Raw genomic sequence first — 25,233 nt, 5'->3', positions numbered from 1 at the left:
AGCATGAAGATACTCCTCGCCTATAAATGCCATCCCGAAGGGGCTGCCGACCCGTACACCTCGCTTCTGCCGGTGGGGCTTCTCTCCCTGAGCGCCGTCTTGAAGCGCGCCGGCCACCAGGTTACCCTGGCCAACCTCTCCTCCTTCTCCGCCGAAGCGATCCGCGCGTTGATCCGCAGGCTCGCCCCGGAGATGGTCGGTATCTCCCAGTTCACCCACAACAGGAGCGAGTCGGTGGCGCTTGCGCGGCTGGTGAAGGAGATCGAGCCCAGGTGTTTCACCCTGCTCGGCGGACCGCATGCGACGCATGCGTGGCAGGAACAGCTGGAGCGGTACCCTGAGATCGACGCCATCGTACTCGGGGAGGGGGAGGAGACCCTGCTCGAGCTCGTGGAGGCCCGCGGGGCCGGAAGAAGTCTTGCCTCGGTGCCCGGCCTCGCCTGGCGCGAAGCGGGCAAGCCGGTCCGGACCGCGCCGCGCGGGGCGATCACCGACCTGGACGCGCTCCCTCTCACCGCAGGCGAGCTGGGCGAAACCGTCGGCGTAGACCTAAGGCGCCAGCTCGAGTTCATCATCACCTCACGCGGCTGTCCGGCGAGCTGCCTGTTCTGTTCCTCCCCGCTTTTCTGGGGGCGCGGCGTGCGCTTTCGCTCCCCCGAGTCGGTGGTACGCGAGCTGCGCATGGTCAAAGAGCGTTACGGCCTCATCTACTTCTCCTTCCGTGACGACACCTTCACTGCCAACCGTTCGCGCGTCATGGAGATCTGCCGGCTCATCGAGGAGGAGCGCCTGCACATCCTCTGGAACTGCCAGTCGCGGGTAAACGCGGTGGACGAGGAGATGCTCGTCGCCATGAAGCGCGCCGGGTGCGAATGCATCCAGTTCGGCGTGGAATCCGGTTCCCCTGAGATGCTTAAGGCGCTCGGGAAAAGGATCCTGCCGGCCGACGTGGAGCGAGCCGCGGCGGCGGTGCGCAGGGCGGGGATCAACCTCTCGGTCTACCTCATCACCGGGATACCGGGCGAGGGGGACGCCGACCTGAAGGAGACCGTGCGGCTCATCGAGCGGATCAAGCCCCAGGACGGGCAGGTCTCCCCGCTCGTCTACTACCCCGGGACCGAGCTTCTCATGCGCGCCGTGCGGCAGCGCGAGGTCTCCGAGCACCTCTTCGAGGAGCGGGAAGGGGAAGGCTTCCTGGTGCGCCGGGACCCCTTCGTGGAACGCTCCAGGCAGGCGATGCTGAAGGCGCTGGAAAAGGCCGGGGAAAAGGCCTCCTTTACCAGTGCGGAGTTCGCGGCGCAGCGCAAGGTGGTCGGGTACTCCTTCGTCACCGAGATGCTGGAGGCCGAGGCGCTGGAGCAGGAGGGGGACTGGGACGGGGCGAAAAGGGTCTACCGCGGCATGGTGCGCAAGGAGCCGGACAACCCGTGGGGATGGCTGCAAATGGGTGCCCTGCAGGGAAGGGAAGGGGATCTTGCGGGCGCGCTGCGCTGTTACGGAACGCTCGCGCAACTGGTCCCCCGGCATCTGCCCGCCTGGCTCGCACTTGGGGAGCTGGCGCTCGCGGCTGGCGACAGGGAGGCTGCGTCCAAACACTACGCAAAAGCCCTGGAGCTTGCACCGGAGGACGAGGCCGCGCTGGAGGGCGCGGCGCTTGCGGCCCGAGGGCGCGGCGGAAAACGCGGGAAACGGAAACAATAAAAAAGGCGCCTCCTTGCGGGGGCGCCTTTTTTAATCTGCTGTGCCGGGAGGCCTACTTGTTGACGGCAAGGCCCGGAGCGAAGATGATCTTGTCGAAGGTGCGCTTCAGAGTCTTGCTCTGGAAGTTGATCATCGGCGGGGAATCCTGGAACTCGATGGTGTCGCCGACTTTCACCGGGGTCTGCATGGAAGCAACCCAGATTTTCTCGCCTTTCTCTTCGATCTGTGCGTAGGTGTACCCGCCGGAGTCCATGGTCTCAAGGACTTTGCCCTTGTGGCCTGCGCCCGGTTTGACTTCCTGAGGTTTGAGCCCGGCATGCGGGTCGGTGCCCGGAGCTACTGCGGGCATCTGGGTTGCGGGAGCTGCAGCCGGTGCCTGTGCAGGGGCCTGCGGCGCCTCTTCTTTTTTCTTGCAGCCGGCAGCTGCCACAGCAACAATTGCCAACATTACGACCAAAGTCTTCTTCACAGTTTCCTCCAAGTTGGATGGATTTAAGAAATGGACAGCGCTGCAAAAAATAGCATAACCGTCTCGGACTTTACAACTAAAAAAAGTCTGATATACCGCCCCTCATTCCCCGGCTAGCGCCCGATGACAACCTCTCCCGTGTCCGTGATGAGGCGCGCGGGAAGCTCGAACACCCGCTTGAAGATATTGAATACCCCCTTAGCCAGTGACTTCACCGGGACCGCGGTGACCTGGGGGTCGTCGATACGCCCTTTCGCCTCGAAATAGGTGGTGATGAGGCTCTTGTCCTTGCCGGTGAGGATCCAGCCGACGATGGGGATCTTGCTCACCACCTTGTCCACGGTCTGCAGCGGCTGGACCCCTATGTTCAGGTCCACCTCGTTTTTCACCAGGTCCATCTTGCCTACTGCCGATATGTTCATCGCGTTGCTGTCCAGAAACAGGTTCTGCGTCGAGGCGATGCCGTTGTTGAAGGTGATGTCGCCGGTGATCCTGTTGAAGGGCATCCCCCCCGATACCATGTCCGGGAGCTCCCCCTTGAAGAGCTGCGACACGTTCAGGATCGAGAAGACCTTGGAGAGCGTAGAGAACTTACGGATCGTGCCGCGCTCGATGCGGACCTTCGCACTCCCCTGGATGCTTCTTTTCAGTTCCGCACCCGTCTCGCCGCGTGCGGTCAGCTCGGCCTGCAGCGACAGCGATCCAGTCACCTGTTGTTTCTTCACTCCAAGGGCGTGCAGCAACCGGTCTGCGGAGACCTTCTGCGCGCTGCAAGACAGGGTGTGACGGGGTTGCCCGCCGGTGAACTCAGTACGCAGCCTGCCGGTCATCTCTCCCTCGAAGGAGGCAAACTCGAAGGGGAGCAGCTGCAGCACACGGTTTTCGTAGAAGACGCTGGTGCGCAGGTGCTGGAAAGGGAAGTCGTTCAGGACGCCTTCCGTGGCGGCGACATGGGCACGAACCGTCACGCGGCTGTCACCCCCCTGGTTGCCGCCGAAAAGCGGCAGCAGGTCGTTCGGGTCTAGATACCCGGCGTTCACCTGGAGCTCAATTGCCGGGTGCTGCAGGTCCTTCACGCCCCCCTTCAACTGCAGCGAACTTTTGCCCAGTATGGCGGAAAGCGAGGCGATCTGCAGGCTGTCGTTGTGGTAGGTGATGCTGCCGTGCACCCGCTCTACGCGGAGAGCCGGAGCGCTGCCGGCGTAACCGAGATCGGCCGGGTCGACCGACGGGGAGCTGAAGGTGATCTGCCAGATCGGGTTCTGCATCCCGGTAACGACGCCGCGCCCGGAAAAGAGCGTGTTGCCGAGCCGCACCTGGAGTTGGGAGGTCTCGAAGCTCTCGCCGTTGATCCTCACCGTCCCGTTCACCCCGGTCAAAAGCTTCCCCTTGTCCCAGGGCTTCAGGGTCACCCCGGCGAGACCTACGTTGCCGGTCCAGAAGAGCCGATCCATGTCGGGGCCGTTGGCGTGCAAGGCAAGCTGTACCTGGCCGGTCGGGTGGTACTTCTTCACCATGGGGACGAGCTGCCCCACCTCGTTGCTTTGGAACTGGTTGGTCCGGATGTCGAAGCTCACCGGGCCGTCGTAGCGGCTCACCGCGGTGGCGGAGAGGGCGGCGGGGTAGAGCTGGTAGTTGAGGGCGTTTATGCGGAACTTCTCCTTGTCGAAGTCCATGCTGAAGGAGATGCTGTTCGGGCGTCCCGCCGGTTTGGCGACCAGGTCCTTGAAGGCGTAGGAGGCGGTGGTGAGATCGCTGTCACCCGAGAGCCGGTACAGCGCGGTGGTCCCTTCCCCCTTGAGGTTCACCATGCCGTTCGTGGTGAACGAGGCGATCCCTTTCCCGAGGAGCCACACCACCTCGGGCTGTCTGGGCTGCACCTTGGCTGTGAACGGGTACTGGCAGGGGTGGTCGAGTGGGTAATCGGTGATGCGTCCTTCGAGCGACATCGGGGATGTGCCGAAGCGGCCGGTCATCCCCTTCAGGAGGAAGTCCTTGCCGGAGAGCTCCAACTGCCCCTTGATGCCGGTGAAAACCGGGATCCCCGAGCCGTAGTTCACCACCCCGTCCTCGACGTGCGCCTTGATGTAGAGGACGTTGTAGTTCTGTCCCCGCTCCATGTGCAGGATCTGGCTCACCCGGCCGTCCAGGCGTCCCTGGTCCAGTCGATAGACGCCGCCGGTGATCTTCTGCTCGATGAAATGCGAGGTGTCGTCGACGATGATCCCGTAGGGGATGTACTGCCTATAGTTGCGCAGGTTGAAGCTGTTCGTGGTGGCTTCGGCGGTGATGCGGATATCGCCCGAACGAAGGTCGGAGAGCTTCACCTTGCCGTTCACCTTGAAGCCGTCCAGGTCGACCTTGACGTGTTCGATGGCGAGATCGCGGTTGGTCAACTCGAGGGAGCAGGAGCCTTTGAAGAGTTTCGGGGTGAGCCGGGCGTGGAACACCTGCGGGTAGTCGAGGTTCAGCCTGGTGAAGCGGTATTCCGTTTTCGCGGTGAAGGCGTTCAAGCGCCCCTTTATGCTCGCCTCGAGCGCCAGTTCGCCGGCCAGGCTCTTGAACGGCACGAAGCGGCTGTAATAAGGCCAGAAGTGCCCGACGTCGACCGGGCCGGTCTTGATCTTGCCGTGGATCGGCATCGCCGCGAGGGAGGCGCCGGCTGCGGGGATCTCAGCAACCCCGGAAAGCTCGATGGGGACCATCGATCTACCGGAGGCGAGCTGCCCGGAGAGCTTGAAGTCGCAGTCCTTGCCGCGGATGATGCGGCTTAGCTGCAGGTCGGTGTCGGAGAGTTCGGTCACCACCGGCTGGTCGGAAAATGCGTAGTCGGCGAAACGGATCTTCGCCTTTTTGAGCTCGACGCGCCGGATGCCCGGGGCTTCGCCGCCGCTTGGTGTGAGCATGTCGGAGATGTTGAAAACCCCCTGGCGGTCGCGCCAGAGATGGACGACGGGGCGTTCCAACTGGATGCGGGAGAGCACGAGCTTGCCGCTTAAAAGCGGCAGGATGGCGATGCGCACGGTGAGCCGGTCGGCGCTCGCGAAGTCGGAGCTGCCGTCCTTCTCCTTGATGGTGACGCCGGTGAAGGTGAAGGCCGGGGTGAGGCGGACGGTGAAGGCGCCGGACTGGTACTGCAGGTCACGTTTCAGGGCGCTCTTTACCTGTGCCAGGATGTCGGCCTTGTAGGTGTCGAGATCCAGCAGCCGGGGAAGAAGGCTCGCCGCAAGTACCGCGATGGTGAGTATCGTAGCGATGAGCGGCAGGAGCCACGCGCGCACACGTTTAAACGTCATATCGATATCTCCGTGACGGGAAGCGGCGGCAATCCCCGCACCGTCCTCGGGTCCAGATGGTGGTGGCTGACTTGATGGGCTGCCGCTAAGCGTCGGCAGGCAGCTCGATGATGAAGCGGCTTCCCTTCGGGTAGTTCTCCTTGGCACGGATGAAACCGTGATGGTCGGAGATGATGGTGTTCACGATGGCAAGCCCGAGGCCGGTGCCGCTCTTCTTCCTCGAGAAGTACGGCTCGAACAGGCGCGGCCGGTCCTCGGCGGGGATGCCGTGGCCGGTGTCGGAGACGGTGAAGGTGGCCATCTTGAGCGTGCTGTCGTAGCAGGTGGCGAGTTCGACCTCTCCCTCTCCCTCGATGGCGGCGACCGCGTTGTCCAGGAGGTTGATCACCACGCGCTTGATCTGGTCACGGTCCAGCATGATCGGCGGCATCTTCTCGTCGGCGTTGAGCGAGAAGCGTACGTGGCGGTGCCCCTCCTCGTAGAGGGTGAGCGCCTCCTTCAGGATGCCGTTCAGGTCGTTTGGCTTCGGCACCGATGCGGGCATCCGGGCGAAGTTGGAGAACTCGTTCACCAGCCCCTTCAACTCGTCCACCGACTTGATGATCATGGCGGTGCACTGGTCGAAGACCTCCTCCTCACCCTCGAAGCGTGACAGGTAGCGCTTTCTGAGCCGCTGCGCCGAGAGCTGGATCGGGGTGAGCGGGTTCTTGATCTCGTGGGCGATCCTTCTTGCCACCTCGCGCCAGGCCGCCATCCTCTGTGCCTTGATCAGGGAAGTGAGGTCGTCGAGCACCACCACCATCCCCATGAATGCGTCGTTCTCGTCCTTCAGGACGGTCAGGTTGGTGAGCAGGGTGAGCTCGCCGTCGCGCATCGGGATGGTCACCTGGCGCACGATGGAGTCGTGCTTTTGGAGCACCATGTCGCGCAAAAGCCCCTTGACGATGTCCAGGTGATCCGGCTGCAGCACCTCGCGGAAGTTCTTGCCGTTCACCTTGTCGGTGTTGATGAGCAGGAGCTTCTCGGCCGACTTGTTCACCGTGGTGAGGAGCCCGTCCTTGTCCACCGAGATGATGCCGGCGGTCACGTTGGCGAGGACCGCCTCCATGTAGCGCCGCCGCTGCTCCAGCTCCGTGTTGCTCTTTTGCAGCTCCTCGTTGGTGTGCTGCAGGGCGAGCTGGTTCGCGCGCAGGTCCTCGGTCATCCGGTTGAAGGAAGCGATGAGCATGCCGATCTCGTCGCCGCTTCCCTCCCCGAGGTGCACATCCAGGTTCCCCTCCGCCACCTGCCGGGTCGCCTCGGCCAGTTCCTGGATCGGGATGGTGAGGCTGCGGGCGAGGTACACCCCGAACCAGACCGCGAGGAACACGATCACCATGGTGATGAGGAAAAGGGTGAGGATGTAGCCGGTGGCGATCGGGTGCTTGAGGATCTTCAGCTGACGGAACTCGTGGTACGAGGCGGAGATCTCACGCATCTTCGAGACGAGGGAGTAGGGGACGTAGTAGTTTACGACGATGACGCCGACGACGTCCTTGTCGTTGAAATTGCTCCGGATCGGCACGATGCCGCGGATCAGGTCCGCCTTGCCGATCGCGTTCACCCGGGTGAGCTTCTGCCCGGCGAGCCCCACGTTGATGTCCTCGGAGGAGGGGTTGGTGAACTCGCTCAAGGGGAGCTTCGGGTTCGCGGCACGGAAGAGCTCCTCGCGCTGCGCCGAGAAGACCTCGACGACGCCCAGGTTGTATTCCTCCTGTTTCTGGCGTACCAGGGCCTTCAACTGGGGCAGGTTCTCGTCGTTTAGGAGCTTTCTCTCCTTGATGGTGTCGCTGATCTGCTGGCCGTAGTAGAGGGAGTTGGCCGCGGAGGTCTTGTAGTAGACCTGTGCCACCTCCATCGACTCGTTCAGCGAGGTCTCCACCTGTTTGTTGAACCAGTTCTGGATGCTGTTGGTGATGAAACCGGCCGACACGAAGAAAAGGAGCATGGTCGGCACGAGCGACAGGGTGACGAAGGCGAGCACGAGTTTCGTACGCAGCTTGGCACCGGGGGTGTTCTTGCGTCGCTCGAGGAACAGCTTCGTGATGTTCCTGAACACGAGATAAACGAGGAGGATGATAAGGAGGATGATGACGTTGATGATGCCGAAGATGACGATGTTACTTACCATCGGCACCTCGGAGGAGAGGCGCGACAGGTGGATCTCGAAGTAGGTGAGCAGGACGATAGAGATGAGCGAAACGACGACGATGACCGCCTCGCGCTTTCTCTTTCTGATCTCGCTGGGGGAAAGATCGCTTCCCTGGCTGTGCGGGGGAAGCCCTCCTTGTTGGGCAGACATCGGCATCAGGCCACTCTATACGAACGGGCTAGGGATTTCAAGTACTTCGACGCGACACTGGAAACGAGAAAAGCAGCCCCCGTAAGGAGCTGCTTTCTTTTTTATCTCGATCTCTATCCGACCCTCGGTCAGCCTCTAAGCCTCCAGCCAGGAAAGCTCCGGCAGGGCGATGTTGAAGGGGGCGTTGAAGGCCTGCGGGGTGAACTCGATCAGGGTGTAGCAGTCCGGACGCTTCAAAAGCTCCATGACCAGCTTGTGGTTCAGGTCGTGTCCGGACTTGGACGCCTTCACGTGACCGATCAGGCGGTGACCGGCGAGCGACATGTCGCCTACGGAATCGAGGATCTTGTGGCGCACGAACTCGTCCTGGAACCTGAGCCCCTCGGGGTTCAGCACCCCCTGGTCGCCGATGACGATGGCGTTGTCCAGCGAACCGCCGAGCGCCAGGCCGTGTGCCTTCATCATCTCGACTTCGGCCAGGAAGCAGAAGGTGCGCGCGGAGGCGAACTCGTCGGCGAAGTTGCTCTGGGTGAACTCAAGCGAACGGGCCTGGCTCTTTACCGCCGGGTGCGGGAAGTGCAGGTCGAAGGAGATCTTGTAATGGCGCGAAGGGATGATGGACGCCTTCTTGTCCCCCTCGGTGATGGAAACCGGCTTCTTGACCACCAGGTACTTGCGTGCCTTCTTCGACTCCTTGATGCCGGCCTTGGCGATGGCGGCCACGAAGGGGGCGGCGGAGCCGTCCATGATGGGAACCTCCGGGCCGTTGATGTCGATGTGGGCGTTGTCGATGCCGCAGCCGTAGAGAGCCGCCATGAGGTGCTCGATGGTGGAGACGGTCGTCTCGCCGTTGCCGATGGTGGTGTTCAGCTTCGTGTTCACGACGTTCATCGCGTGTGCTTCTATGGAAACTGCCGGGGTGAGGTCAACCCTGTGGAAGACGACGCCGGTGCCGGGATCTGCCGGACGCAGCGTGATGGTGATCGTCTTGCCGGTGTGCAGGCCGATGCCGCTGAAGGTTACCTTGTTCCCCAAAGTCTGTTGGAATATCATCTGCTTGCTCCTGATAATCAGTATGCTTACCATCAAGCAAGTTGTGCGCCAAATCGGCCGCCGCGCTTCTCATTGGAAAAAAGCACGCTGCTACGCTCTTGTAGACGGGATCGTTTCGAGGAGGGGGAGGGAAAACGGGTGTGGTAAAAATGCGCCTGTGGTGTCAGCGCAACGAGCGGTGTGGCTTTTTTGCTACAGTCTGCCGGAGCGGAGGATGGCGATCATCCACCAGATGCCGACCAGGCCGGCGCAGGTGTAGCCGAAGAATGCGAAGGCGGGGAGCCCCCAGAGCATGGGGCCGCGGTTTCCCTGCATGGCGATGGACGAGCCGATCAGCAGGGCGGCGATGATGAGGGAGAGGCAGAGCCGGTTTGCCGAGCGGTCCAGCTCCTTGGAGAAGCGGTCCAGGCCGCGGTGCTCCAGGTCGATGCGGAACTTGTTGCGGTTTACCTTGTTGAGGATCTCCCTCACGTCGCGCGGCAGGTTGCGGGCGAGGGTGAGGTACCCCTCGATCCCCTGCTCCATCTCGTGGAAGAGACGCCCCGGGGAGCGCTGCCGGCGGAACTCGCGCTCCAGGAAGGGACGCAGGTGCCCCACCATGTCGAAGTCCGGGTCGAGCCGGCGCCCCATCCCCTCGACCACCACCAGCACCTTCACCAGCATGGTGAGGTCCGGGTGCACCTTGATGCGGTGCGTGGAGATCAGGTCGATGAACTCCATGAGCATGCGCCCGACCTCGATCTCCTTGAGCGGGATCTCGAAATAGCTGTCGATGAATTCGGCGAGCGCCTTCTTGAGCGCCTGCATGTTGACCGTCTCCGCGGCGTCGCCCGCCTCCACGATGACGTAGGCAAGCCCCTCGACGTCGCGGTTGATCACCGCCACTAGGACGTCGGTCAGGTAGCGTTTCACGGCGGGGTCGAGCCTTCCCACCATCCCGAAATCGAGGAGGCAGATCACGTTGTCCTTCAGGATGAGGACGTTGCCGGGATGGGGATCGCCGTGGAAGAAGCCGTGCTCGAGCACCATCTTCAGGAAGACCCTGGCGCCGCGTGCGGCGATCTCGCGGTGGTCGAGTCCCGCCTCCTCGATGGCCAGGGTGTCGCTCACCTTGATCCCTTCCACGTACTCGGTGGTGAGCACCCCTTTCGAAGTCGCCTCCCAGTAGACCTTCGGGAAGTAGAGGGTCGCGTCCCCCTTGAAGTTGTCCCGGATCTTCTCGATGGCGTGCCCCTCGCGGGTGAGGTCCATCTCGCGCCTGATGGTGTAGGAAAACTCGCGCACCACCCCGACCGGGTCGTAGATGTCGCTGCGGGCCATGTGGCGCTCCAAAAGAAGGGCCACCCCCATGAGGATGTCGATGTCGGTTTCCACCGCCTCGACCACGCCCGGGCGCCGTACCTTCACCACCACGTCCTCGCCGGTGACGAGCGTGGCGCGGTGCACCTGCGCGATGGAGGCCCCCGCGATCGCCTCCGGCTCCACGTACAGGAAACGCTGCTCGAGCGGGACACCAAGCTCGTGCTCGATCTGCTCTTTGATCTCCTCGAAGGGGATGCACGGGATCTTGTCCTGCAGGTGGGTGAGCTCCTGGACGAAGGAGGCCGGGATGATGTCGGCGCGGGTGGAGAGGAGTTGCCCCAACTTGATGAACGTGGTGCCGAGCTCCTCGAGGGCCAGACGCAGGCGCTCCGGCGCCGACAGGTGGGCGGCCTTCGGGGGGCGCCGCCTGAGGACCCGGCGTGAGAAATCCACCACCTGCCCGAGGTTCAGGTACTCGAGCAGGTGCCCGAGCCCGTAACCCCCGATGACGGTGATGATCTGGCGGTAGCGCCTGATGCTCCTGACGTTGCGGTTTATGTTTACTATCCTAAACACTCATCCTCCGGCTGCGAGGAGACGCCCTCGGCCTGCAGCGCCTCGAGCGTCTTCACGCGCCGTTCCAGCTTTTCGAACTCCTCCCGCGACACCATACCCATCCGGTCCAGCGCCTTCTTCACTTCGGTCTCGGCCATCTCGGCGCTCTTTTGTTGCCCGGTGCGCGCCATCTCCTGGATCCGCTCAAGGAACGCCCGCCCTTCCTCCTCGCTGATCTTGTAGCGCGACTTCATCTCCTGGATCATCTCCTCGCCCTTTTTCTGGGTGATCGCCGCCGCACCGAGAGCCGTCAGCACTGCCTTCTCGAACAGTTCGAACATGGTACCCCTCCTCTGGCATCTGTAGTGGATCGCCTTACTCATAGGCGCCAATTAATGATACCGGCGGGGCCTCCATTGTCAAACTTGCACGTCCTTGACATCACTATGTTTCTCGCGGATACTCGCAGGCTTAGTCCCATTAGAAGGTGGAGCCATGCAGAAAAAGAAGGCGGTGACCATAAAGAACGTAGCCCTTATCCTCATGCAGCGGGAGCTGATCAGCCACGAGCAGTTCGAGGAGCTCATGCAGAAGGGTGAGGCACAGGGGCACCGGCTGGCCGGGGCGCAGCAGGCGGGGTATTCGCGCAGGCTGCAGCAGGGGCCGGAGAAGCCGTCTCCCGCCGAGGTCATCGCGTCGCTCAACCTGGAGATCCCCGGCTCCGGCGGCAGGCTTCTCACCGAGGACGCCATCACCGAGGTGCTGGCCGCCGCGGTAGGGATGCCGTACATGAAGATCAACCCGATGAAGCTCGACCTGGACGTCGTGACCGCGCACATCTCGCGCCCCTTCGCCTTGCGGCACATGATCGTCCCGGTGGGGAGTGCCGACGGTGTGGTTACCCTCGCCGTCGCGGACCCCTTCAACGACGAGGTGATCGAGGAGCTTAGGAGCATTAAGCGGCTGGAGTTTCGCCGCGTGCTCGCCTCGCGTAACGACATCCTGAAGATCCTGCGGGAGTTCTTCGGTTTCAGGGCGTCGGTGCAGGCCGCCGAGAGCGAGGTCGCCGCCTCCGTAGATCTAGGCAACCTCGAGCAGTTCGTGCGCCTTAAAAGCGGGCACGAGATCGAGGGGACGGACCGCAACATCATCTCGGCGGTCGATTTCCTGCTGCAGTACGCCTTCGACCAGAGGGCGAGCGACATCCATATCGAGCCCAAGCGGGAGAAGTCCCTGGTGCGCCTGCGGGTGGACGGGGTGCTGCACAACGTGCACGTGGTCCCGAAGCAGTTGCATCCCCCGATCGTCTCCCGGATCAAGATGCTCTCCCGCATGGACCTGGCCGAGAAGAGGCGCCCGCAGGACGGCAGGATCAAGACGAGCCATGACGGCCGCGAGGTCGAACTGCGCGTCTCGACGCTTCCGGTCGCCTTCGGGGAGAAGGTGGTGATCAGGATATTCGACCCCGACGTCCTGATGCAGGAACTGGACACCATCGGCTTCTACCCGAGGGAGTACCAGCTCTACAGCTCTTTTTTGCGCCGACCAAACGGCATCATCCTCGTCACCGGTCCCACCGGCAGCGGCAAGACAACGACGCTCTACTCGTCGCTTAGGACGCTCTCCTCGCCGGAGGTGAACATCGTGACCGTCGAGGACCCGATCGAGATGGTGATGGAGGAGTTCAACCAGGTAGGCGTGCAGTCCGGGATCGGGGTGACCTTCGACAAGGTGCTGAGAAACGTGCTGAGGCAGGACCCGGACATCATCATGATCGGCGAGATAAGGGACAAGGAGACGGCGGAGAACGCGGTGCAGGCCGCGCTCACCGGGCACCTGGTGCTCTCCACGCTGCACACGAACGACGCCGCGTCTTCGGTGACGCGCCTTTTGGATCTCGGCGTTCCCTCCTTTTTGATCTCCTCCACCGTGGTGGGCATCATCGCGCAGCGGCTTTTGCGGAAGATCTGCCCCGCCTGCAGGAAGGAGCGTCACCTGAGCGCGGAGGAGGCCGAGTACCTGGGGCTCAAGCGCACCCCCGCGGTCTGGGCGGGCGAGGGGTGTCCTGAGTGCCGCGGCACCGGCTACAAGGGAAGGACCGGGATCTTCGAGGTGCTCGACGTGAACGAGTCGATCAAGGCTGTGATCACCGAGCGGATGGACCTGGGCGAGCTGCAGGGGGCCGCCCACAAAGACGGCCTGGTGACCCTGCGGGAGCTTGCCGTGAGGAAGATGCTGGAGGGGATCACCACCTACGAAGAGGTAATCGCGGTGACAGGGTAGGGCCGACCACTGACCAGGCTGGCCGCGTCGGACCAGTTGGACCAGTCGGGCCAGTCGGACGCGGTGCAGTTGGCGCCAAAGGAGAAACCATGAACAACAGCCTCACCCAAACCGCCATCTTTGCCGGCGGCTGCTTCTGGTGCATGGAGCCGGTCTTCGACAGCATCCCCGGCGTCCTCTCGGTGATGCCCGGCTACAGCGGCGGCTTTCTGCCCGACCCCAGCTACCAGCAGGTCTGCGAGGGTGAAACGGGGCACCTCGAGGCGGTGGAGATCATCTTCGACCCCTCGCTGGTGAGTTACCGGGAACTGCTGCTGGTCTTCTGGCGCAACATAGACCCCACCACGAAAAACAGGCAGTTCTGCGACTACGGCTCCCAGTACCAGACCGCGGTCTTTTACCTAAACGAGGAACAGCGCCGGGAAGCCGAGGAATCGCGCGACGAGGCGCAGCGGATGAACCTTTTGGGGGCGTCGGTGGTGACGGAGATACGTCCGGCGTCGGAGTTCTACCCGGCCGAGGAGTACCACCGGCAGTACTACAAGAAGAACCCGTACCACTACCAGCGCTACCATGATGGATGCGGCCGCAACTGGCGCCTGAAGGAATTGTGGGGCGAAAAGAAGGGATAGGCGGGTAACCGCTCCCGGTGCGCTACCGGCGGCAGGCCACCTTTTCAAGCGTCTGCTGCAGGTCACTGCAGCGGTACGGTTTCACTACCGCGGCGCAGAAGCCATACTCGGTGTAACTCGCCATGACCGGGTCGTTCGAGTAGCCGCTCGATACGATCAATTTCGCTTTCGGGTCGAGTTCCAGAATCCGCTGCGCCGCCTCTTTTCCCCCCATCCCCGCAGGTATGGTCAGGTCCATGATGGCCGCCGCGAACACCTCTCCCCCCTCGAACGCTTCCCGATAGAGCCGCACCGCTTCTTCGCCCGTGCCGCAGGTCGTCACGCGATAACCGAGGTACTGCAGCATCTCCTGCGCCAGGGTCCTTATCGGCTCTTCGTCGTCCATCACCAGTACGCTTCCCCCGCTCCCGCCGCGAGGCGATGCGGGCTCCGCCTGCGCTTCCTGCTCCGGCGCGGCTTCCCCCGCCGAGGGGAGGTAGAAGGTGAGCGTGGTCCCCTCGCCCGGTGCGGAATCGACCTCCACCTTGCCGCCGTGCCTGCTGACGATGGAGTGGACCGAGGCGAGCCCGAGACCGCTCCCACCTGGCTTCGTGCTGTAGTAGGGATCGAAGATCTGCTTCTGCTCCTGGTAAGGGATGCCGCACCCCTCATCGGTGAAGGATACCTTCACGTACTCCCCCGCCGGCAGCATCATGGGGTTCTCTTCGGGTAGCGGGATATTTTCCGCCTGCACCGAAAGGACGCCCCCTCCGGGCATGGCCTGGCAGGCGTTGATGATCACGTTGCTTAAGGCCTGGTTTATCTGCCCCTCGTCCGCCTCGATGGCGTGCAGGTCGGCGGGAAGGTCCACTTTGGTCTGCACCTTGGTGCCGTGCAGCGCGAGGGAGAGAGATTCCTGCACCAGTTTCGCGACCGATACCACCTTCTTGATCGGCTGTCCCCCCTTGGAAAAAGTGAGGAGCTGGTGCGCGAGCTCGGCGGCGCGCTGCGACGCCTTCTCGGCGTTTTTGACCGGAGCCAGGGCAGGGTGGTTTCCCTCAAGCATCAGTTCCGCGAAGGAGAGGTTGCCGAGGATCCCGGTGAGGATGTTGTTGAAGTCGTGTGCGATGCCGCCTGCCAGGACCCCCAGTGACTCGAGCTTCTGGGCCTTCAGGATCTCGCTTTGCATCGCTTCCCACTTGGTGATGTCGGTGAAGGTGAAAAGGATGCGGTGGTAAACCAGGCGGGTGTTGAGGATGACGTGCCGCAAGGTGCCGTCGATGCAGGTGATCTTCGCTTCGATGGGGGCGATGACCCCGCTCTCCAGGGTCTCGCCGATCCCGGCGCGCCAGGACCCGAGGATCTCGTCGCGGTAGGAGGGATCTGGAAGGGCCCGCTGCATGAGCTCCTCAAGGGTGGGGCGGTCGGCGGAGACGAAGCCGAGCCAGTCGCTCACGTAACCGTTCACGTACTCGATGACGCCCGCCTCGTTGGCCCACGCGACCCCCGCCGGCATCTCCTCCATGAGCACCTTGAGGGTCTCCTCGTTCTGTCTGAGCGCCTCCTCGATCTCTTTGCGCGCGGTGATGTCGCGTACCAGCACGATGATCCGGTCGATGCCGCCGATCTCGGCGCGGCGCAGGCTCACCTCTGACCAGAACAGGGAGCCGTCCTTTTTCCTGCTGCGCCACTCGAAGGTCTGCGCCGTCCCCTGGGCCGCCAGCTTCAACAGGCGCTGCGCCTCCTCCTCGGAGTAGGGGGACTCGCCGAGGCTCAGCTGCTGCAGCGTGATGTTTATGGCCTCCTCTTGTGTATAGCCGAACATGTCGCACATGGTCCGGTTCACGTCGACGAGGGCACCGGTCGCGGCGTCATGTATGAAGAGGGCGTCGTTGACGTTGTGGTAGATCGCCTGGAAGCGCGCCTCGCTCTGCTCCAGTTGTGTCATCGATTCGGCAAGGCGTCCGGTGAAGCGCCCGATCAACTGGTAGAGCAGGAACGAGGTGACCAGGATGAAGAGTAGCCCCTTGTAGACCTCGATCTTGTCGGCGATGTGGCGGTCGGTGACCAGCCAGATCAGGGCATACCCGGAAAGGTAGATCCAGGCGCTGCCGAAAAGGGCATAGACCCCCACGATCTCGTGGATCTCGCGTTGCTGGCTCTTCTTGATTGCTCGCCGCATGCGTGCTCCCGCCGGAAGGCGTCTGGCTGCGGTGGCCGGGGTTATCTCTGTTGTTTAACTGCTACGAAGCCAGCGAGACGACGACTATCCCCGATTCAGTCACCCGATACCCTTTGGCCTGGTCCTTCTCGTGATCGTAGCCGATCTCCGTCCCGTCCGGTATTACGACGTTCTTGTCGATGATGGCCCGCTTGATCTTCACGTGTCGCCCCACCGTCACGTTCTCGAAGAGGATGGAATCCTCCACGGTGCTGTAGCTGTTCACCTTGCAGCGCGGGCCCAGTATGGTGCGGGTCACCGTGGCGCCGCTTGTGATGCACCCGGCGCAGACGTAGGAGTCGATGTTGACGCCGCGCCTTCCTTCCTCGTCGAAGACGGTCTTTGCGGGCGGCAGGTTCCCCTGGTTGGTCAGGATCGGCCACTTGTAGTTGTAAAGGTTCAGCTGCGGCGAGACGTGGATCAGGTCCATGTTCGCCTCGTAATAAGACTCGATGGTCCCTACGTCCTTCCAGTACCCCTTCTCCTCCGCCTTCATCCCCGGGATGATGTTGTCGTTGAAGTTGTAGGCGAAGACTTTGTCACGGTTTTCCAGCATCATCGGGATGACGTGCTTGCCGAAATCGAGATCCTCGTGCCTCTTCTTCCCTTCCAGCAGTACCTCGATCAGCTTCTTGGTGGAGAAGATGTAGTTCCCCATGGAAGCGAAGCAGGTGTCCCGGCCGGGAATGCTCTCGGGCTTTTTCGGCTTTTCCTTGAAGTCGGTGATCTTGTAGTCCTCGTCCACGGAGAAAACGCCGAACCGGCTAGCCTCCTGCACCGGCACCTCGAGTGCCGCAACGGTGAGGTCGGCCCGGTTCCTGCGGTGGTAGTCGATCATCTGGCTTACGTCCATCTTGTAGATGTGATCCCCGCCGAAGATGGCGACGTAGTCGGCGTCGGAGGATTCGACGAAGCGCAGGTACTGCAGGATCGCGTCGGCGGTTCCCTTGAACCACTCCTCATTTTCCGTGCTGGTCTCGGGCGATATGGCCACGAAAAACTCCCCGAGGCCGGTCCATTTGCCCCACGATTCGCGAATGTGCTTGTTGAGCGAATAGGCGCGGTACTGGGTCAGGATGTAGACCTTCTTGATCCCCGAGTTGAAGAGGTTGCTCAGCACGAAGTCGATGATCTTATATTTGCCGCCGAACATGACGCTCGGCTTGGCCCTTCTGATGGTGAGGGGGCTCAGCCTTTCCCCCTTGCCTCCGGCAAGCACCATGGCGATGGTGTTCCCGACATTACTCATGGCGTACATGACATATCCTCCTGGATGCTTTTGCGATTACATGCCGGGTCACGGCTTGCCGTGCTGATGCTGTTTGCCTTCCTTGTAGAGTACATCTAGGGAGAGCGTCTCCCCCTTGCGTTCAACCTTCAGTTTGGATTTGTCCCCCGGGTGCTTCTGCTTGATGGCCCACACGAGATCGAACGATTCCTTCAGCGGCTCTCCGTCCATCTCCTGGATCACGTCTCCCTCCTGGAGCCCGGCGCGCGAGGCGTTGGAATCCGGGAGGACCATTTTCACGGTAAGACCGGAGCCCTTGCCGGTCGGCTCGAACATGACGCCTAGCTGGACCTCGGGCTGCGGGAGCCCCTCGTAGGCGTAGTGCACCAGGAAGTCGTACGGCGGCGCGGGAAAGTCCGGCAGATCGACGTTCATGGTCACCGGCTCTTCCTTTCTGGTAACCACCACCTCACGGCCGCCGATGGTGACGTAGGAGGTGGGGACGCGGCGAAACACCCGGCGCGGGATGCCGAAGCCGTAGCCTATGTGGTTTCCTCCCGCGATGATGACGAGGCTGCGCTCCTTGCCGGCGGGGCTCGCAAGGTAGCGCGCCGCCGTCTCGGCCATGGTCTCGTCCCACAGGGTCTGGACCCGCAGGAACCCCTCGACGGCCATCTTGCCGTGGCTGTGGTCGGCGAAGATGCTTTCGGTCTGGGCGTGCTGGTACCGGTCGGTGAGGTCCATCTCCGGAAGCTGGGCCTTCTGCTCGGCGGTGAGTGCGGAAAGATCGCCGCTGCGCACCGCCTGCACGATTTCCTTCTCGGCGTTCAGGGCGATCACCGGGATGTGCTTGTCTCTGCAGAAAAGGAGCAGATCGCGGTAGTAGCCGAAGTCCATCCTCCAGGTGTCGAACCAGCGCGACTGCTTGATGAAGGACTTCTCGTCCAATTCACCCGCCACCCAGCGGTCCAGCACCGGTTGCTGGGAGCGCGTGAACATCTCCATCCCGAGCGCGACCTTCCCCGGTTTGCGCTCCTCCATCGCCTTCAGGACGTCCAGCTCCAGGCGGTGCGCCGCCGGGTTGTCGTGGGTCTCCCCGACATAGACGACCCGGGCGTCGGTCACCACGGCGTTCATCTGCTGCGGTGTCACCAGTATCCCGGTCGGGAGATGGATGATGTCGCCGACCTTTGGAGGGGCGGAGAGCGGGTATGGGTTCTCAGGGTTGCCGAGCACGTGGCTTCCGGCGGAGGTCGTGGAACAGGCGGTCATGGCAAGAAGGGAGAGGACGGCGGCGAGCCGCCCCAAGCGGGCTGCGAATGGCATTGCGTCTCCTGAATCAGATGTAGTCGTTTCGGTTTTGCCGGCATGATGTCACGGCTCCGGAAAAGGCTGTTCGGTTGCGCAGGTAATGATACCTTCTCTAATGAACTTGTCCAGCAGCCCCTCGTCATGAGAGGGGGCGAAGAGGGGGTGAGGCTGCACCGCATAGCAAGTACGGCTTTACTGAAACGGTGCGGAGAATGTACCACAACACTTCATTGAGATAAACTGAATGTTTTACCGTTCTCTAATAAAACGGTTGTCGCAGTGTTCTTTTTCATGCGTCGACTGGATGAGGCGTTGCCGTTTTAACTCTCGTCAAGGTTTGGGACGCTAAACGTATGTTTGACGGCCTTTTTTATGTTGACAATATGACAGTCCCGCAAATAGAATCGCCTATTTAATACATATCGGAGGTTGTGCAATGGGACAGCTTTTTAAGGTAGCGGTACTGCCGGGTGACGGCATCGGTCCGGAGGTAATGGCAGAGGCACTGAAGGTACTCGATGCGATCGAAAAACGCTACGACGTGAAATTCGAGCGGACGCACGCCAACGTGGGCGGCGCAGGCATCGATCTCGAGGGGCGCGCCCTTCCTGAGACCACCGTAAATATATGCAAGGCTTCCGACGCCATTCTCTTTGGTTCCGTGGGCGGGCCCAAGTGGGAAACCCTGCCGCCGGACGAGCAGCCGGAGCGTGGCGCCCTTTTGCCGCTCAGAAAGATCTTCGGACTCTACGCGAACCTGCGTCCCGCCATCATCTTCCCGTCGCTCACGAGCGCCTCCTCCCTTAAGGAAGAGGTGATCGCAGGCGGCTTCGATATCCTGGTGATCCGCGAATTGACCGGCGGCATCTACTTCTCCCAGCCCAAGGGGATCGACGGGGAAGGGCGCGAGCGCGTCGGCGTCGACACCATGCGCTACAGCGTGCCGGAGATCGAGCGCATCGCTCACGTCGCCTTCCAGGCAGCGAGAAAGCGCGGCAAGAAGGTCTGCTCCATCGACAAGGCGAACGTCCTTTCCACCTCGGTGCTCTGGCGCGAGATCGTGATCAACATCGCCAAGGAATACCCGGACGTCGAGCTCTCCCACATGTATGTGGACAACGCCGCCATGCAGCTGGTAAGGTGGCCGAAGCAATTTGACGTCATCCTCTGCGAGAACATGTTCGGCGACATCCTCTCCGACGAGGCTGCCATGCTCACCGGCTCGCTCGGGATGCTCCCCTCCGCCTCGCTTGCCGAAGGGACCTTCGGCATGTACGAGCCCTCCGGCGGCAGCGCCCCGGACATTGCCGGCCAGGGAATCGCGAACCCGATCGCCCAGATCCTTTCCGCGGGGATGATGCTGCGTTACTCCTTCGGCATGGTCGAGGCGGCCGACGCCATTGACAACGCCGTCGCCCGCGTGCTCGACGAAGGGTACCGCACCCGCGACATCTACCAGGAGAAGGCGGGCGAGAAGCTGGTCAATACGAAGGAGATCGGCGACGCCATCATCGCGAACCTTTAATCACAATGGAGGCAGGTACGCCTGCCGGTGTCTATAAAACAATTCAACAGAAAGGAAGATCGCCTATGAAAGTCGGTATGGTCGGTTGGCGTGGCATGGTTGGCTCCGTTCTCATGCAGCGCATGCAGGAAGAGAACGATTTTGCTGGAATCGAGCCGGTATTCTTCACAACTTCGCAGGTAGGTCAGGCAGCCCCCATGAACGCGGGGACGCTCAAGGACGCCTCGGACATCAACGAGCTGAAGAAACTGGACGTGATCATCACCTGCCAGGGGGGTGACTACACCAAGGCGGTCCGTCCCGAGCTGAAGAAGGCCGGCTGGAACGGTTACTGGATCGACGCGGCAAGCACCCTGCGCATGGAGGACGACGCGGTCATCATCCTCGATCCAATCAACCGCAACGTCATCGACGCGGCGCTTTCCAAAGGGGTCAAGGACTACATCGGCGGCAACTGCACCGTGAGCCTCATGCTCATGGGCCTGGGTGGCCTCTTCAAGGCGGGCGTTGTGGAGTGGCTCTCCTCGATGACCTACCAGGCGGCCTCCGGCGCCGGCGCTCCGAACATGCGCGAGCTCCTCTCCCAGATGGGCGTGCTGCACGGCGCCGTTGCCGATCAGCTCGCCACCCCGGGCTCCGCGATCCTCGAAATCGACAGGAAGGTTACCGCCACCTTGAGAAGCGCCGAGATGCCGACCAAGGAATTCGGCTTCCCGCTGGCCGGCAGCGTGCTCCCGTGGATCGACCGCGAGGTCGAAGACGGCCAGAGCCGCGAGGAGTGGAAGGGATACGCAGAGACCAACAAGATCCTCGGTGCGACGAACCCGATCCCGGTGGACGGCCTCTGCGTCCGCGTGGGGGCCATGCGCTGCCACAGCCAGGCGATCACCATGAAGCTCACCAAGGACATCCCGATCGGTGAGATCGAGGACATGATCAAGAATGACAACCAGTGGGTGAAGTTCATCCCCAACAACAAGGCCGACTCCCTGGCGGGGCTTACCCCGGCAGCCGTTTCCGGCTCGCTCACCGTACCGGTGGGCCGCGTGCGCAAGATGAAGATGGGGCCGCAGTACCTCTCCGCCTTCACCTGTGGCGATCAGCTCCTGTGGGGTGCCGCCGAGCCGCTGCGCCGCATGCTGCAGATCCTGAAGGAGCGCTAGGAACAGCGGACAATTGACGATGGACAATTGACGATTGTCCGACTGGTCGAACTACAACGGAGCGCGTCGCCCCTTTCTTTTTGGGTGGCGCGCTCCCGTTTTTGTCTTGAGGAGATGTAACAAGTATGAAGAAAACGTGGAACGTAGCAGTGGTGGGCGCGACCGGCGCTGTGGGAACCCAGATGATCGAGTGTCTCGTGGAGAGGAACTTCCCGGTAGGGAAGGTCAAGTTCCTGGCGAGCTCGAGAAGTGCCGGACAGGTGCTCGAATATGACGGCAAGCCGGTGACCGTTGAGGAACTGACCCACGATTCCTTCGATGGGATCGACATCGCCCTCTTCTCGGCGGGCGGGGCCCGCTCCGAGGAGTTTTGCCCCTCCGCCGTGAAGGCCGGCGCCGTCTGCATCGATAATTCCAGCGCTTGGCGCATGAACCCCGACGTGCCGCTCGTGGTGCCCGAGGTGAACCCGCACGCCATCGCCGGCTACAAGAAAAAGGGGATCATCGCGAACCCGAACTGCTCCACCATCCAGATGGTGGTGGCATTGAAGCCGTTGCACGACTTCGGCACCATCAAGAGGATCGTCGTCTCCACCTACCAGGCCGTTTCCGGGACCGGGAACAAGGCGATCGACGAGCTGCGCGTCCAGACCGGCGAACTGCTGAACGGCCGTCCCCCGAAGGTCGAGATCTACCCGCACCGCATCGCCTTCAACTGTCTGCCGCAGATCGATTCCTTCTGTGACAACGGTTACACGAAGGAAGAGATGAAGATGGTGAACGAGACCCGGAAGATCATGGAGGCGGACATCGCCACCACCGCCACCTGCGTCAGGGTGCCGGTTTTCTACGGGCATTCCGAGTCGGTGAACATCGAGACGGAGAAGAAGATCACCGTCGCCAAGGCGCGCGAGCTTCTGGAGGATGCGCCCGGCGTGGAGCTGGTGGACAACCCGGGCAACGGCGAGTACCCGATGGCGATGGACGTGGCCGGGGAGGACCTCACCCTGGTAGGCCGCATCCGCGAGGACGCTACCATCAAGAACGGCCTGAACCTCTGGGTCGTTGCCGACAACCTGAGAAAAGGTGCCGCCACCAACGCCGTGCAAATCGCCGAGCTGATGATCGAGGACTATCTGAAGTAGCCTTTGAAGTCAGACTGGTCCGACTGGTCCGACCGCTGAACCCCGGAACACTATGCGCAACATCAAGCTGATAATAGAATACGACGGCACCGCCTATGCCGGCTGGCAGGTGCAGCCCAACGCGCTCACCATCCAGGAGGTCGTGGAGAAGGCGCTCGCGCAGATGCTCGGCGAGCGAACCCTCCTGCACGCCTCCGGCCGCACCGACGCCGGCGTGCACGCCCGCGGCATGGTCGCCTGCTTCAAGACCGAACGCACCATACCGCTGCGCGCCTTCCGTGAGGGGCTGAACACGATCCTCCCGAGCGACATCGCGGTACGCGCCGCCGCCGAGGTGCCGCTCGACTTCCACCCGCGCTTCGATGCGCAGGCGAAGCACTACCGCTACACCATGCTCCTGGACGACCTCCGTTCGCCGCTTGCCCGCCACACCGCCTGGCGCGTGAAGGGAAAACTCGACATCGAGGCGATGCGTGCGGCGTGCAAGGTCTTCGTGGGCGAGCACGACTTCGCCGCCTTCCGGGGCTCGAACTGCGCCGCTAAGACCACGGTGCGCCGCATCTACAGCATGGAGCTTGTGCAGGATGGGCGCCTGCTTCACCTGGACATCAACGGCAGCGGCTTTCTCAAAAACATGGTCCGCATCATCACCGGTACGCTCATAGATGTCGGGCAGGGAAGACTCTCCGTGGCGGACGTGACGCGGCTTCTCAATGGGGGAGATCGTCAAAAGGCAGGGATGACGGTTCCGCCCCAGGGGCTCTGTCTTATGCAGGTTTTTTACCCCCAACAGGACGGTGAATGACAGGCTTTTAACAGTCCTTTAATCTCCTGCCCGGTTTTTTGTCTTGACATGGGCGGGCGATTCGATTAAATTCTCAATCTTCTGTAAGTTAATGTGCTAATTCCAGATAGCTGTGAGGTTTTCGATGAAGACGCAAGTCGCCAAAAAAGAAGAAGTGACCAGGGATTGGTACCTGGTTGATGTGGATAGTAAGGTGCTCGGCCGTGTCGCGACTGAAATCGCCAACGTGCTGCGCGGCAAGAACAAGCCGACCTTTACCCCGAGTGTGGACACCGGCGACTTTGTCATCGTCGTGAACGCAGAGAAGATCGCCCTGACCGGCAAGAAGTTTTCCGACAAGACCTACTACAGCCACTCCTCCTTCCCGGGTGGCCTGAAAGAGATCACTGCCGGCAAGCTCATCGACAAGAAGCCGGAAGAGCTGATCAAGAAAGCAGTGAAGGGCATGCTTCCGAAAAACAAGCTCGCCCGTCACATGCTCAAGAAGCTGAAGATCTACAGTGGCGGCGCTCATCCGCATGCTGCTCAGAATCCTAAGAATCTGAACATTTAATTCGTTCATCAGGAGATAGAAAATGGCAGTGAGTTTTTACGCAACTGGGAAAAGGAAGTCTTCCATCGCCAGGGTTTGGCTCAAGCCCGGCAACGGCGAGATCATTGTAAATACCAAGACTCTTGACAGCTACTTCGGCCGCGAGACCTCCAAGATGGTCGTCATGCAGCCCCTTGAGCTGACCGAGAACGTCGGCAAGTTCGACATCTTCTGCACCGTGAAGGGCGGTGGTGACTCCGGCCAGGCCGGCGCCATCAAGCACGGCATCACCAAGGCTCTCATCGAGGCCGATGCCGACCTGCGCGGTACCCTGAAGAAGGCCGGGTTCATTACCCGCGACTCGCGCATCAAGGAAAGAAAGAAGTACGGCAAGAAGGCTGCTCGCGCAAGCTTCCAGTTCTCCAAGCGTTAATTCTTCGCTGGGAACAATTGCTGTCTCATTGCAAAGGAGGAATCCGTCAGGGTTCCTCCTTTTGCTGTTTCAAAACTGCTTCAAGGTTTGTGCGTGTCAACTGTGCCACAGCTGTGCTAACATCCAACTTCTATTTCTTTCCGTTGTGAGCAAGGGAGGCCTTTATGATCAAGGTTGCCATAGTCGGTGCCAGCGGTTACACCGGCGTCGAACTGATCCGTATTCTGCACGCCCACCCCGAGGTGGCCGTTACCTGTGTTACTTCCGAACAGAGCGCCGGGCGCCCGGTGAGCGACGTGTTCCCGACCCTGCGCGGCAGGTGCGATCTCATCCTCGAGCCCCTGGAGCCCGCAGGGATCGCCGAGCAGGTTGACGTGGTTTTCACCGCGCTCCCGCACAAGGCTGCCATGGCGGTGGTACCCACCTTCCTCAAGATGGGCAAGGACGTCGTCGACCTCTCCGCCGATTACCGCCTGCACGACGCCGACGTCTACGGGAAGTGGTACGAAAAGCACCTCACCCCCGAGCTCCTCCCCCAGGCGGTGTACGGCATCCCCGAGCTGCGCCGTGACAAGATCAAGGAGGCATCCCTCATCGCGAACCCCGGCTGCTATCCGACGAGCGTTATCCTCGGGCTCGCGCCGCTTCTGAAGGGAAAGGTGATCGATCCGAAGAGCATCATCGTCGACGCCAAATCCGGCACCTCGGGTGCGGGGCGCGGCGCCAAGGTCGACAACCTCTACTGCGAGGTGAACGAGGGTTTCAAGGCCTACGCCGTCGGCGGTGTGCACCGTCACATACCGGAGATCGAGCAGGAGCTTTCCCTTCTCGCCGGGAGCCCGCTCGCCATATCCTTCACGCCACACCTGGTCCCGATGGACCGCGGCATCCTCTCCACCATCTACAGCGTGCCGACCGGCAAGGTGAGCGCCTCCGAACTCATCACGCTGTACGAGACCTTCTACGAGGGTGAGCCGTTCGTGCGGGTGCTCCCGGAGGGTGTCCTCCCGTCCACGGCGCACGTGAGAGGTTCCAACTTCTGCGACATCGGTGTCGTCGTGGATGACAGGACCGGCAGGATCATCGTGGTTTCGGCGATCGACAACCTGGTGAAGGGGGCTTCCGGTCAGGCGGTGCAGAACATGAACCTGATGTGCGGTCTCCCCGAGACCCTCGGCCTCGATTTCCTCGGGATCTTCCCGTAACGGGACGCTCAGACATCCCCTCTCCTGCTCGGAGAGGGGATGACGTCACAAGGT

General features: G+C 61.9%; 19 protein-coding genes. 10 read left to right on the top strand and 9 right to left on the bottom strand.

Annotated features, from left to right (window positions below; all coding sequences use genetic code 11):
* The first annotated feature begins 3 nt into the window (after positions 1-3).
* Positions 4-1,701: a B12-binding domain-containing radical SAM protein gene (locus tag E4633_RS19605; RefSeq protein WP_135872928.1), complete on the top strand. Its 1,698-nt coding sequence runs from the start codon at positions 4-6 to the stop codon at positions 1,699-1,701.
* 52 nt (positions 1,702-1,753) lie between these two features.
* On the opposite strand, the gene E4633_RS19600 is transcribed toward E4633_RS19605, so the two are convergent.
* The 6 genes from E4633_RS19600 to E4633_RS19575 form a co-directional block, all read right to left on the bottom strand.
* Positions 1,754-2,170, bottom strand: a complete 417-nt coding sequence (locus E4633_RS19600; RefSeq protein WP_129128372.1) for a hypothetical protein — start codon at positions 2,168-2,170, stop codon at positions 1,754-1,756.
* 113 nt (positions 2,171-2,283) lie between these two features.
* Positions 2,284-5,466, bottom strand: a complete 3,183-nt coding sequence (locus tag E4633_RS19595) for a DUF3971 domain-containing protein (RefSeq protein ID WP_135872926.1) — start codon at positions 5,464-5,466, stop codon at positions 2,284-2,286.
* Positions 5,467-5,551: 85 nt separating this feature from the next.
* Positions 5,552-7,813 carry a sensor histidine kinase gene (locus E4633_RS19590; protein WP_135872924.1) on the bottom strand — a complete coding sequence of 754 codons (2,262 nt, stop codon included), beginning with the start codon at positions 7,811-7,813 and terminating at the stop codon, positions 5,552-5,554.
* A gap of 129 nt (positions 7,814-7,942) precedes the next feature.
* Positions 7,943-8,860, bottom strand: coding sequence for a UDP-3-O-acyl-N-acetylglucosamine deacetylase (gene lpxC, locus E4633_RS19585; protein WP_135872922.1), 918 nt, complete (start codon positions 8,858-8,860; stop codon positions 7,943-7,945).
* Between the two features lie 192 nt (positions 8,861-9,052).
* Positions 9,053-10,738, bottom strand: coding sequence for an ABC1 kinase family protein (locus E4633_RS19580; RefSeq protein WP_135872921.1), 1,686 nt, complete (start codon positions 10,736-10,738; stop codon positions 9,053-9,055).
* Positions 10,726-11,058 (bottom strand): phasin family protein, encoded by a 333-nt coding sequence (locus E4633_RS19575; RefSeq protein WP_135872920.1) that lies wholly within the window; start codon positions 11,056-11,058, stop codon positions 10,726-10,728. The genes E4633_RS19580 and E4633_RS19575 overlap by 13 nt, the downstream gene beginning before the upstream one ends.
* Positions 11,059-11,212: 154 nt before the next feature.
* Between E4633_RS19575 and E4633_RS19570 the strand changes: the two genes are divergently transcribed.
* Together E4633_RS19570 and msrA are read left to right on the top strand one after the other, a co-directional pair.
* Entirely contained in the window at positions 11,213-13,000 is a 1,788-nt protein-coding gene (locus E4633_RS19570; RefSeq protein ID WP_135872919.1) for a GspE/PulE family protein, read from the top strand.
* Positions 13,001-13,089: 89 nt separating this feature from the next.
* Positions 13,090-13,632 carry a peptide-methionine (S)-S-oxide reductase MsrA gene (msrA, locus tag E4633_RS19565; RefSeq protein ID WP_135872918.1) on the top strand — a complete coding sequence of 181 codons (543 nt, stop codon included), beginning with the start codon at positions 13,090-13,092 and terminating at the stop codon, positions 13,630-13,632.
* Between the two features lie 22 nt (positions 13,633-13,654).
* Here msrA and E4633_RS19560 read toward each other — a convergent pair whose 3' ends face one another.
* The 3 genes from E4633_RS19560 to E4633_RS19550 form a co-directional block, all read right to left on the bottom strand.
* The gene (locus E4633_RS19560) at positions 13,655-15,793 is read right to left on the bottom strand and encodes a hybrid sensor histidine kinase/response regulator (RefSeq protein ID WP_135872917.1); all 2,139 of its coding nucleotides are present in this window, start codon (positions 15,791-15,793) and stop codon (positions 13,655-13,657) included.
* A gap of 61 nt (positions 15,794-15,854) precedes the next feature.
* Complete coding sequence (glgC, locus tag E4633_RS19555) at positions 15,855-17,090, bottom strand: glucose-1-phosphate adenylyltransferase (protein WP_135872914.1); 1,236 nt, start codon at positions 17,088-17,090, stop codon at positions 15,855-15,857.
* Between the two features lie 39 nt (positions 17,091-17,129).
* Positions 17,130-18,386, bottom strand: coding sequence for a ChaN family lipoprotein (locus tag E4633_RS19550; RefSeq protein WP_135872911.1), 1,257 nt, complete (start codon positions 18,384-18,386; stop codon positions 17,130-17,132).
* 421 nt (positions 18,387-18,807) lie between these two features.
* Between E4633_RS19550 and leuB the strand changes: the two genes are divergently transcribed.
* The 7 genes from leuB (at position 18,808) to argC (ending at position 25,179) form a co-directional block, all read left to right on the top strand.
* On the top strand, positions 18,808-19,896 hold the full coding sequence (leuB, locus tag E4633_RS19545) for a 3-isopropylmalate dehydrogenase (RefSeq protein WP_135872910.1): 1,089 nt from the start codon (positions 18,808-18,810) through the stop codon (positions 19,894-19,896).
* Between the two features lie 65 nt (positions 19,897-19,961).
* Complete coding sequence (gene asd / locus E4633_RS19540) at positions 19,962-21,059, top strand: aspartate-semialdehyde dehydrogenase (protein ID WP_135872907.1); 1,098 nt, start codon at positions 19,962-19,964, stop codon at positions 21,057-21,059.
* Between the two features lie 125 nt (positions 21,060-21,184).
* On the top strand, positions 21,185-22,204 hold the full coding sequence (locus tag E4633_RS19535; RefSeq protein WP_135872905.1) for an aspartate-semialdehyde dehydrogenase: 1,020 nt from the start codon (positions 21,185-21,187) through the stop codon (positions 22,202-22,204).
* 52 nt (positions 22,205-22,256) lie between these two features.
* Entirely contained in the window at positions 22,257-23,009 is a 753-nt protein-coding gene (gene truA / locus E4633_RS19530) for a tRNA pseudouridine(38-40) synthase TruA (protein ID WP_135872903.1), read from the top strand.
* Between the two features lie 124 nt (positions 23,010-23,133).
* Positions 23,134-23,562, top strand: coding sequence for a 50S ribosomal protein L13 (rplM, locus tag E4633_RS19525; protein ID WP_135872901.1), 429 nt, complete (start codon positions 23,134-23,136; stop codon positions 23,560-23,562).
* A 22-nt stretch (positions 23,563-23,584) separates the two neighbouring features.
* Complete coding sequence (gene rpsI, locus E4633_RS19520; protein WP_129128356.1) at positions 23,585-23,974, top strand: 30S ribosomal protein S9; 390 nt, start codon at positions 23,585-23,587, stop codon at positions 23,972-23,974.
* 164 nt (positions 23,975-24,138) lie between these two features.
* Positions 24,139-25,179 carry an N-acetyl-gamma-glutamyl-phosphate reductase gene (gene argC / locus E4633_RS19515; RefSeq protein WP_135872898.1) on the top strand — a complete coding sequence of 347 codons (1,041 nt, stop codon included), beginning with the start codon at positions 24,139-24,141 and terminating at the stop codon, positions 25,177-25,179.
* The last annotated feature ends 54 nt before the right edge of the window (positions 25,180-25,233 follow it).

This window comes from Geomonas terrae, from assembly GCF_004791675.1.
Classification (GTDB): domain Bacteria; phylum Desulfobacterota; class Desulfuromonadia; order Geobacterales; family Geobacteraceae; genus Geomonas; species Geomonas edaphica.
Note: the sequence above shows the minus strand (reverse complement) of the source record. Positions and strands in the feature narration are given on the sequence as shown.

Coding starts and splice junctions, on each gene's coding strand:
- E4633_RS19605 (WP_135872928.1), top strand. CDS start 4: ATGAAGATACTCCTCGCCTATAAATGCCATCCCGAAGGGGCTGCCGAC.
- E4633_RS19595 (WP_135872926.1), bottom strand. CDS start 5,466: ATGACGTTTAAACGTGTGCGCGCGTGGCTCCTGCCGCTCATCGCTACG.
- E4633_RS19590 (WP_135872924.1), bottom strand. CDS start 7,813: ATGCCGATGTCTGCCCAACAAGGAGGGCTTCCCCCGCACAGCCAGGGA.
- lpxC (WP_135872922.1), bottom strand. CDS start 8,860: ATGATATTCCAACAGACTTTGGGGAACAAGGTAACCTTCAGCGGCATC.
- E4633_RS19575 (WP_135872920.1), bottom strand. CDS start 11,058: ATGTTCGAACTGTTCGAGAAGGCAGTGCTGACGGCTCTCGGTGCGGCG.
- E4633_RS19570 (WP_135872919.1), top strand. CDS start 11,213: ATGCAGAAAAAGAAGGCGGTGACCATAAAGAACGTAGCCCTTATCCTC.
- msrA (WP_135872918.1), top strand. CDS start 13,090: ATGAACAACAGCCTCACCCAAACCGCCATCTTTGCCGGCGGCTGCTTC.
- E4633_RS19560 (WP_135872917.1), bottom strand. CDS start 15,793: ATGCGGCGAGCAATCAAGAAGAGCCAGCAACGCGAGATCCACGAGATC.
- glgC (WP_135872914.1), bottom strand. CDS start 17,090: ATGTACGCCATGAGTAATGTCGGGAACACCATCGCCATGGTGCTTGCC.
- E4633_RS19550 (WP_135872911.1), bottom strand. CDS start 18,386: ATGCCATTCGCAGCCCGCTTGGGGCGGCTCGCCGCCGTCCTCTCCCTT.
- leuB (WP_135872910.1), top strand. CDS start 18,808: ATGGGACAGCTTTTTAAGGTAGCGGTACTGCCGGGTGACGGCATCGGT.
- asd (WP_135872907.1), top strand. CDS start 19,962: ATGAAAGTCGGTATGGTCGGTTGGCGTGGCATGGTTGGCTCCGTTCTC.
- E4633_RS19535 (WP_135872905.1), top strand. CDS start 21,185: ATGAAGAAAACGTGGAACGTAGCAGTGGTGGGCGCGACCGGCGCTGTG.
- truA (WP_135872903.1), top strand. CDS start 22,257: ATGCGCAACATCAAGCTGATAATAGAATACGACGGCACCGCCTATGCC.
- rplM (WP_135872901.1), top strand. CDS start 23,134: ATGAAGACGCAAGTCGCCAAAAAAGAAGAAGTGACCAGGGATTGGTAC.
- rpsI (WP_129128356.1), top strand. CDS start 23,585: ATGGCAGTGAGTTTTTACGCAACTGGGAAAAGGAAGTCTTCCATCGCC.
- argC (WP_135872898.1), top strand. CDS start 24,139: ATGATCAAGGTTGCCATAGTCGGTGCCAGCGGTTACACCGGCGTCGAA.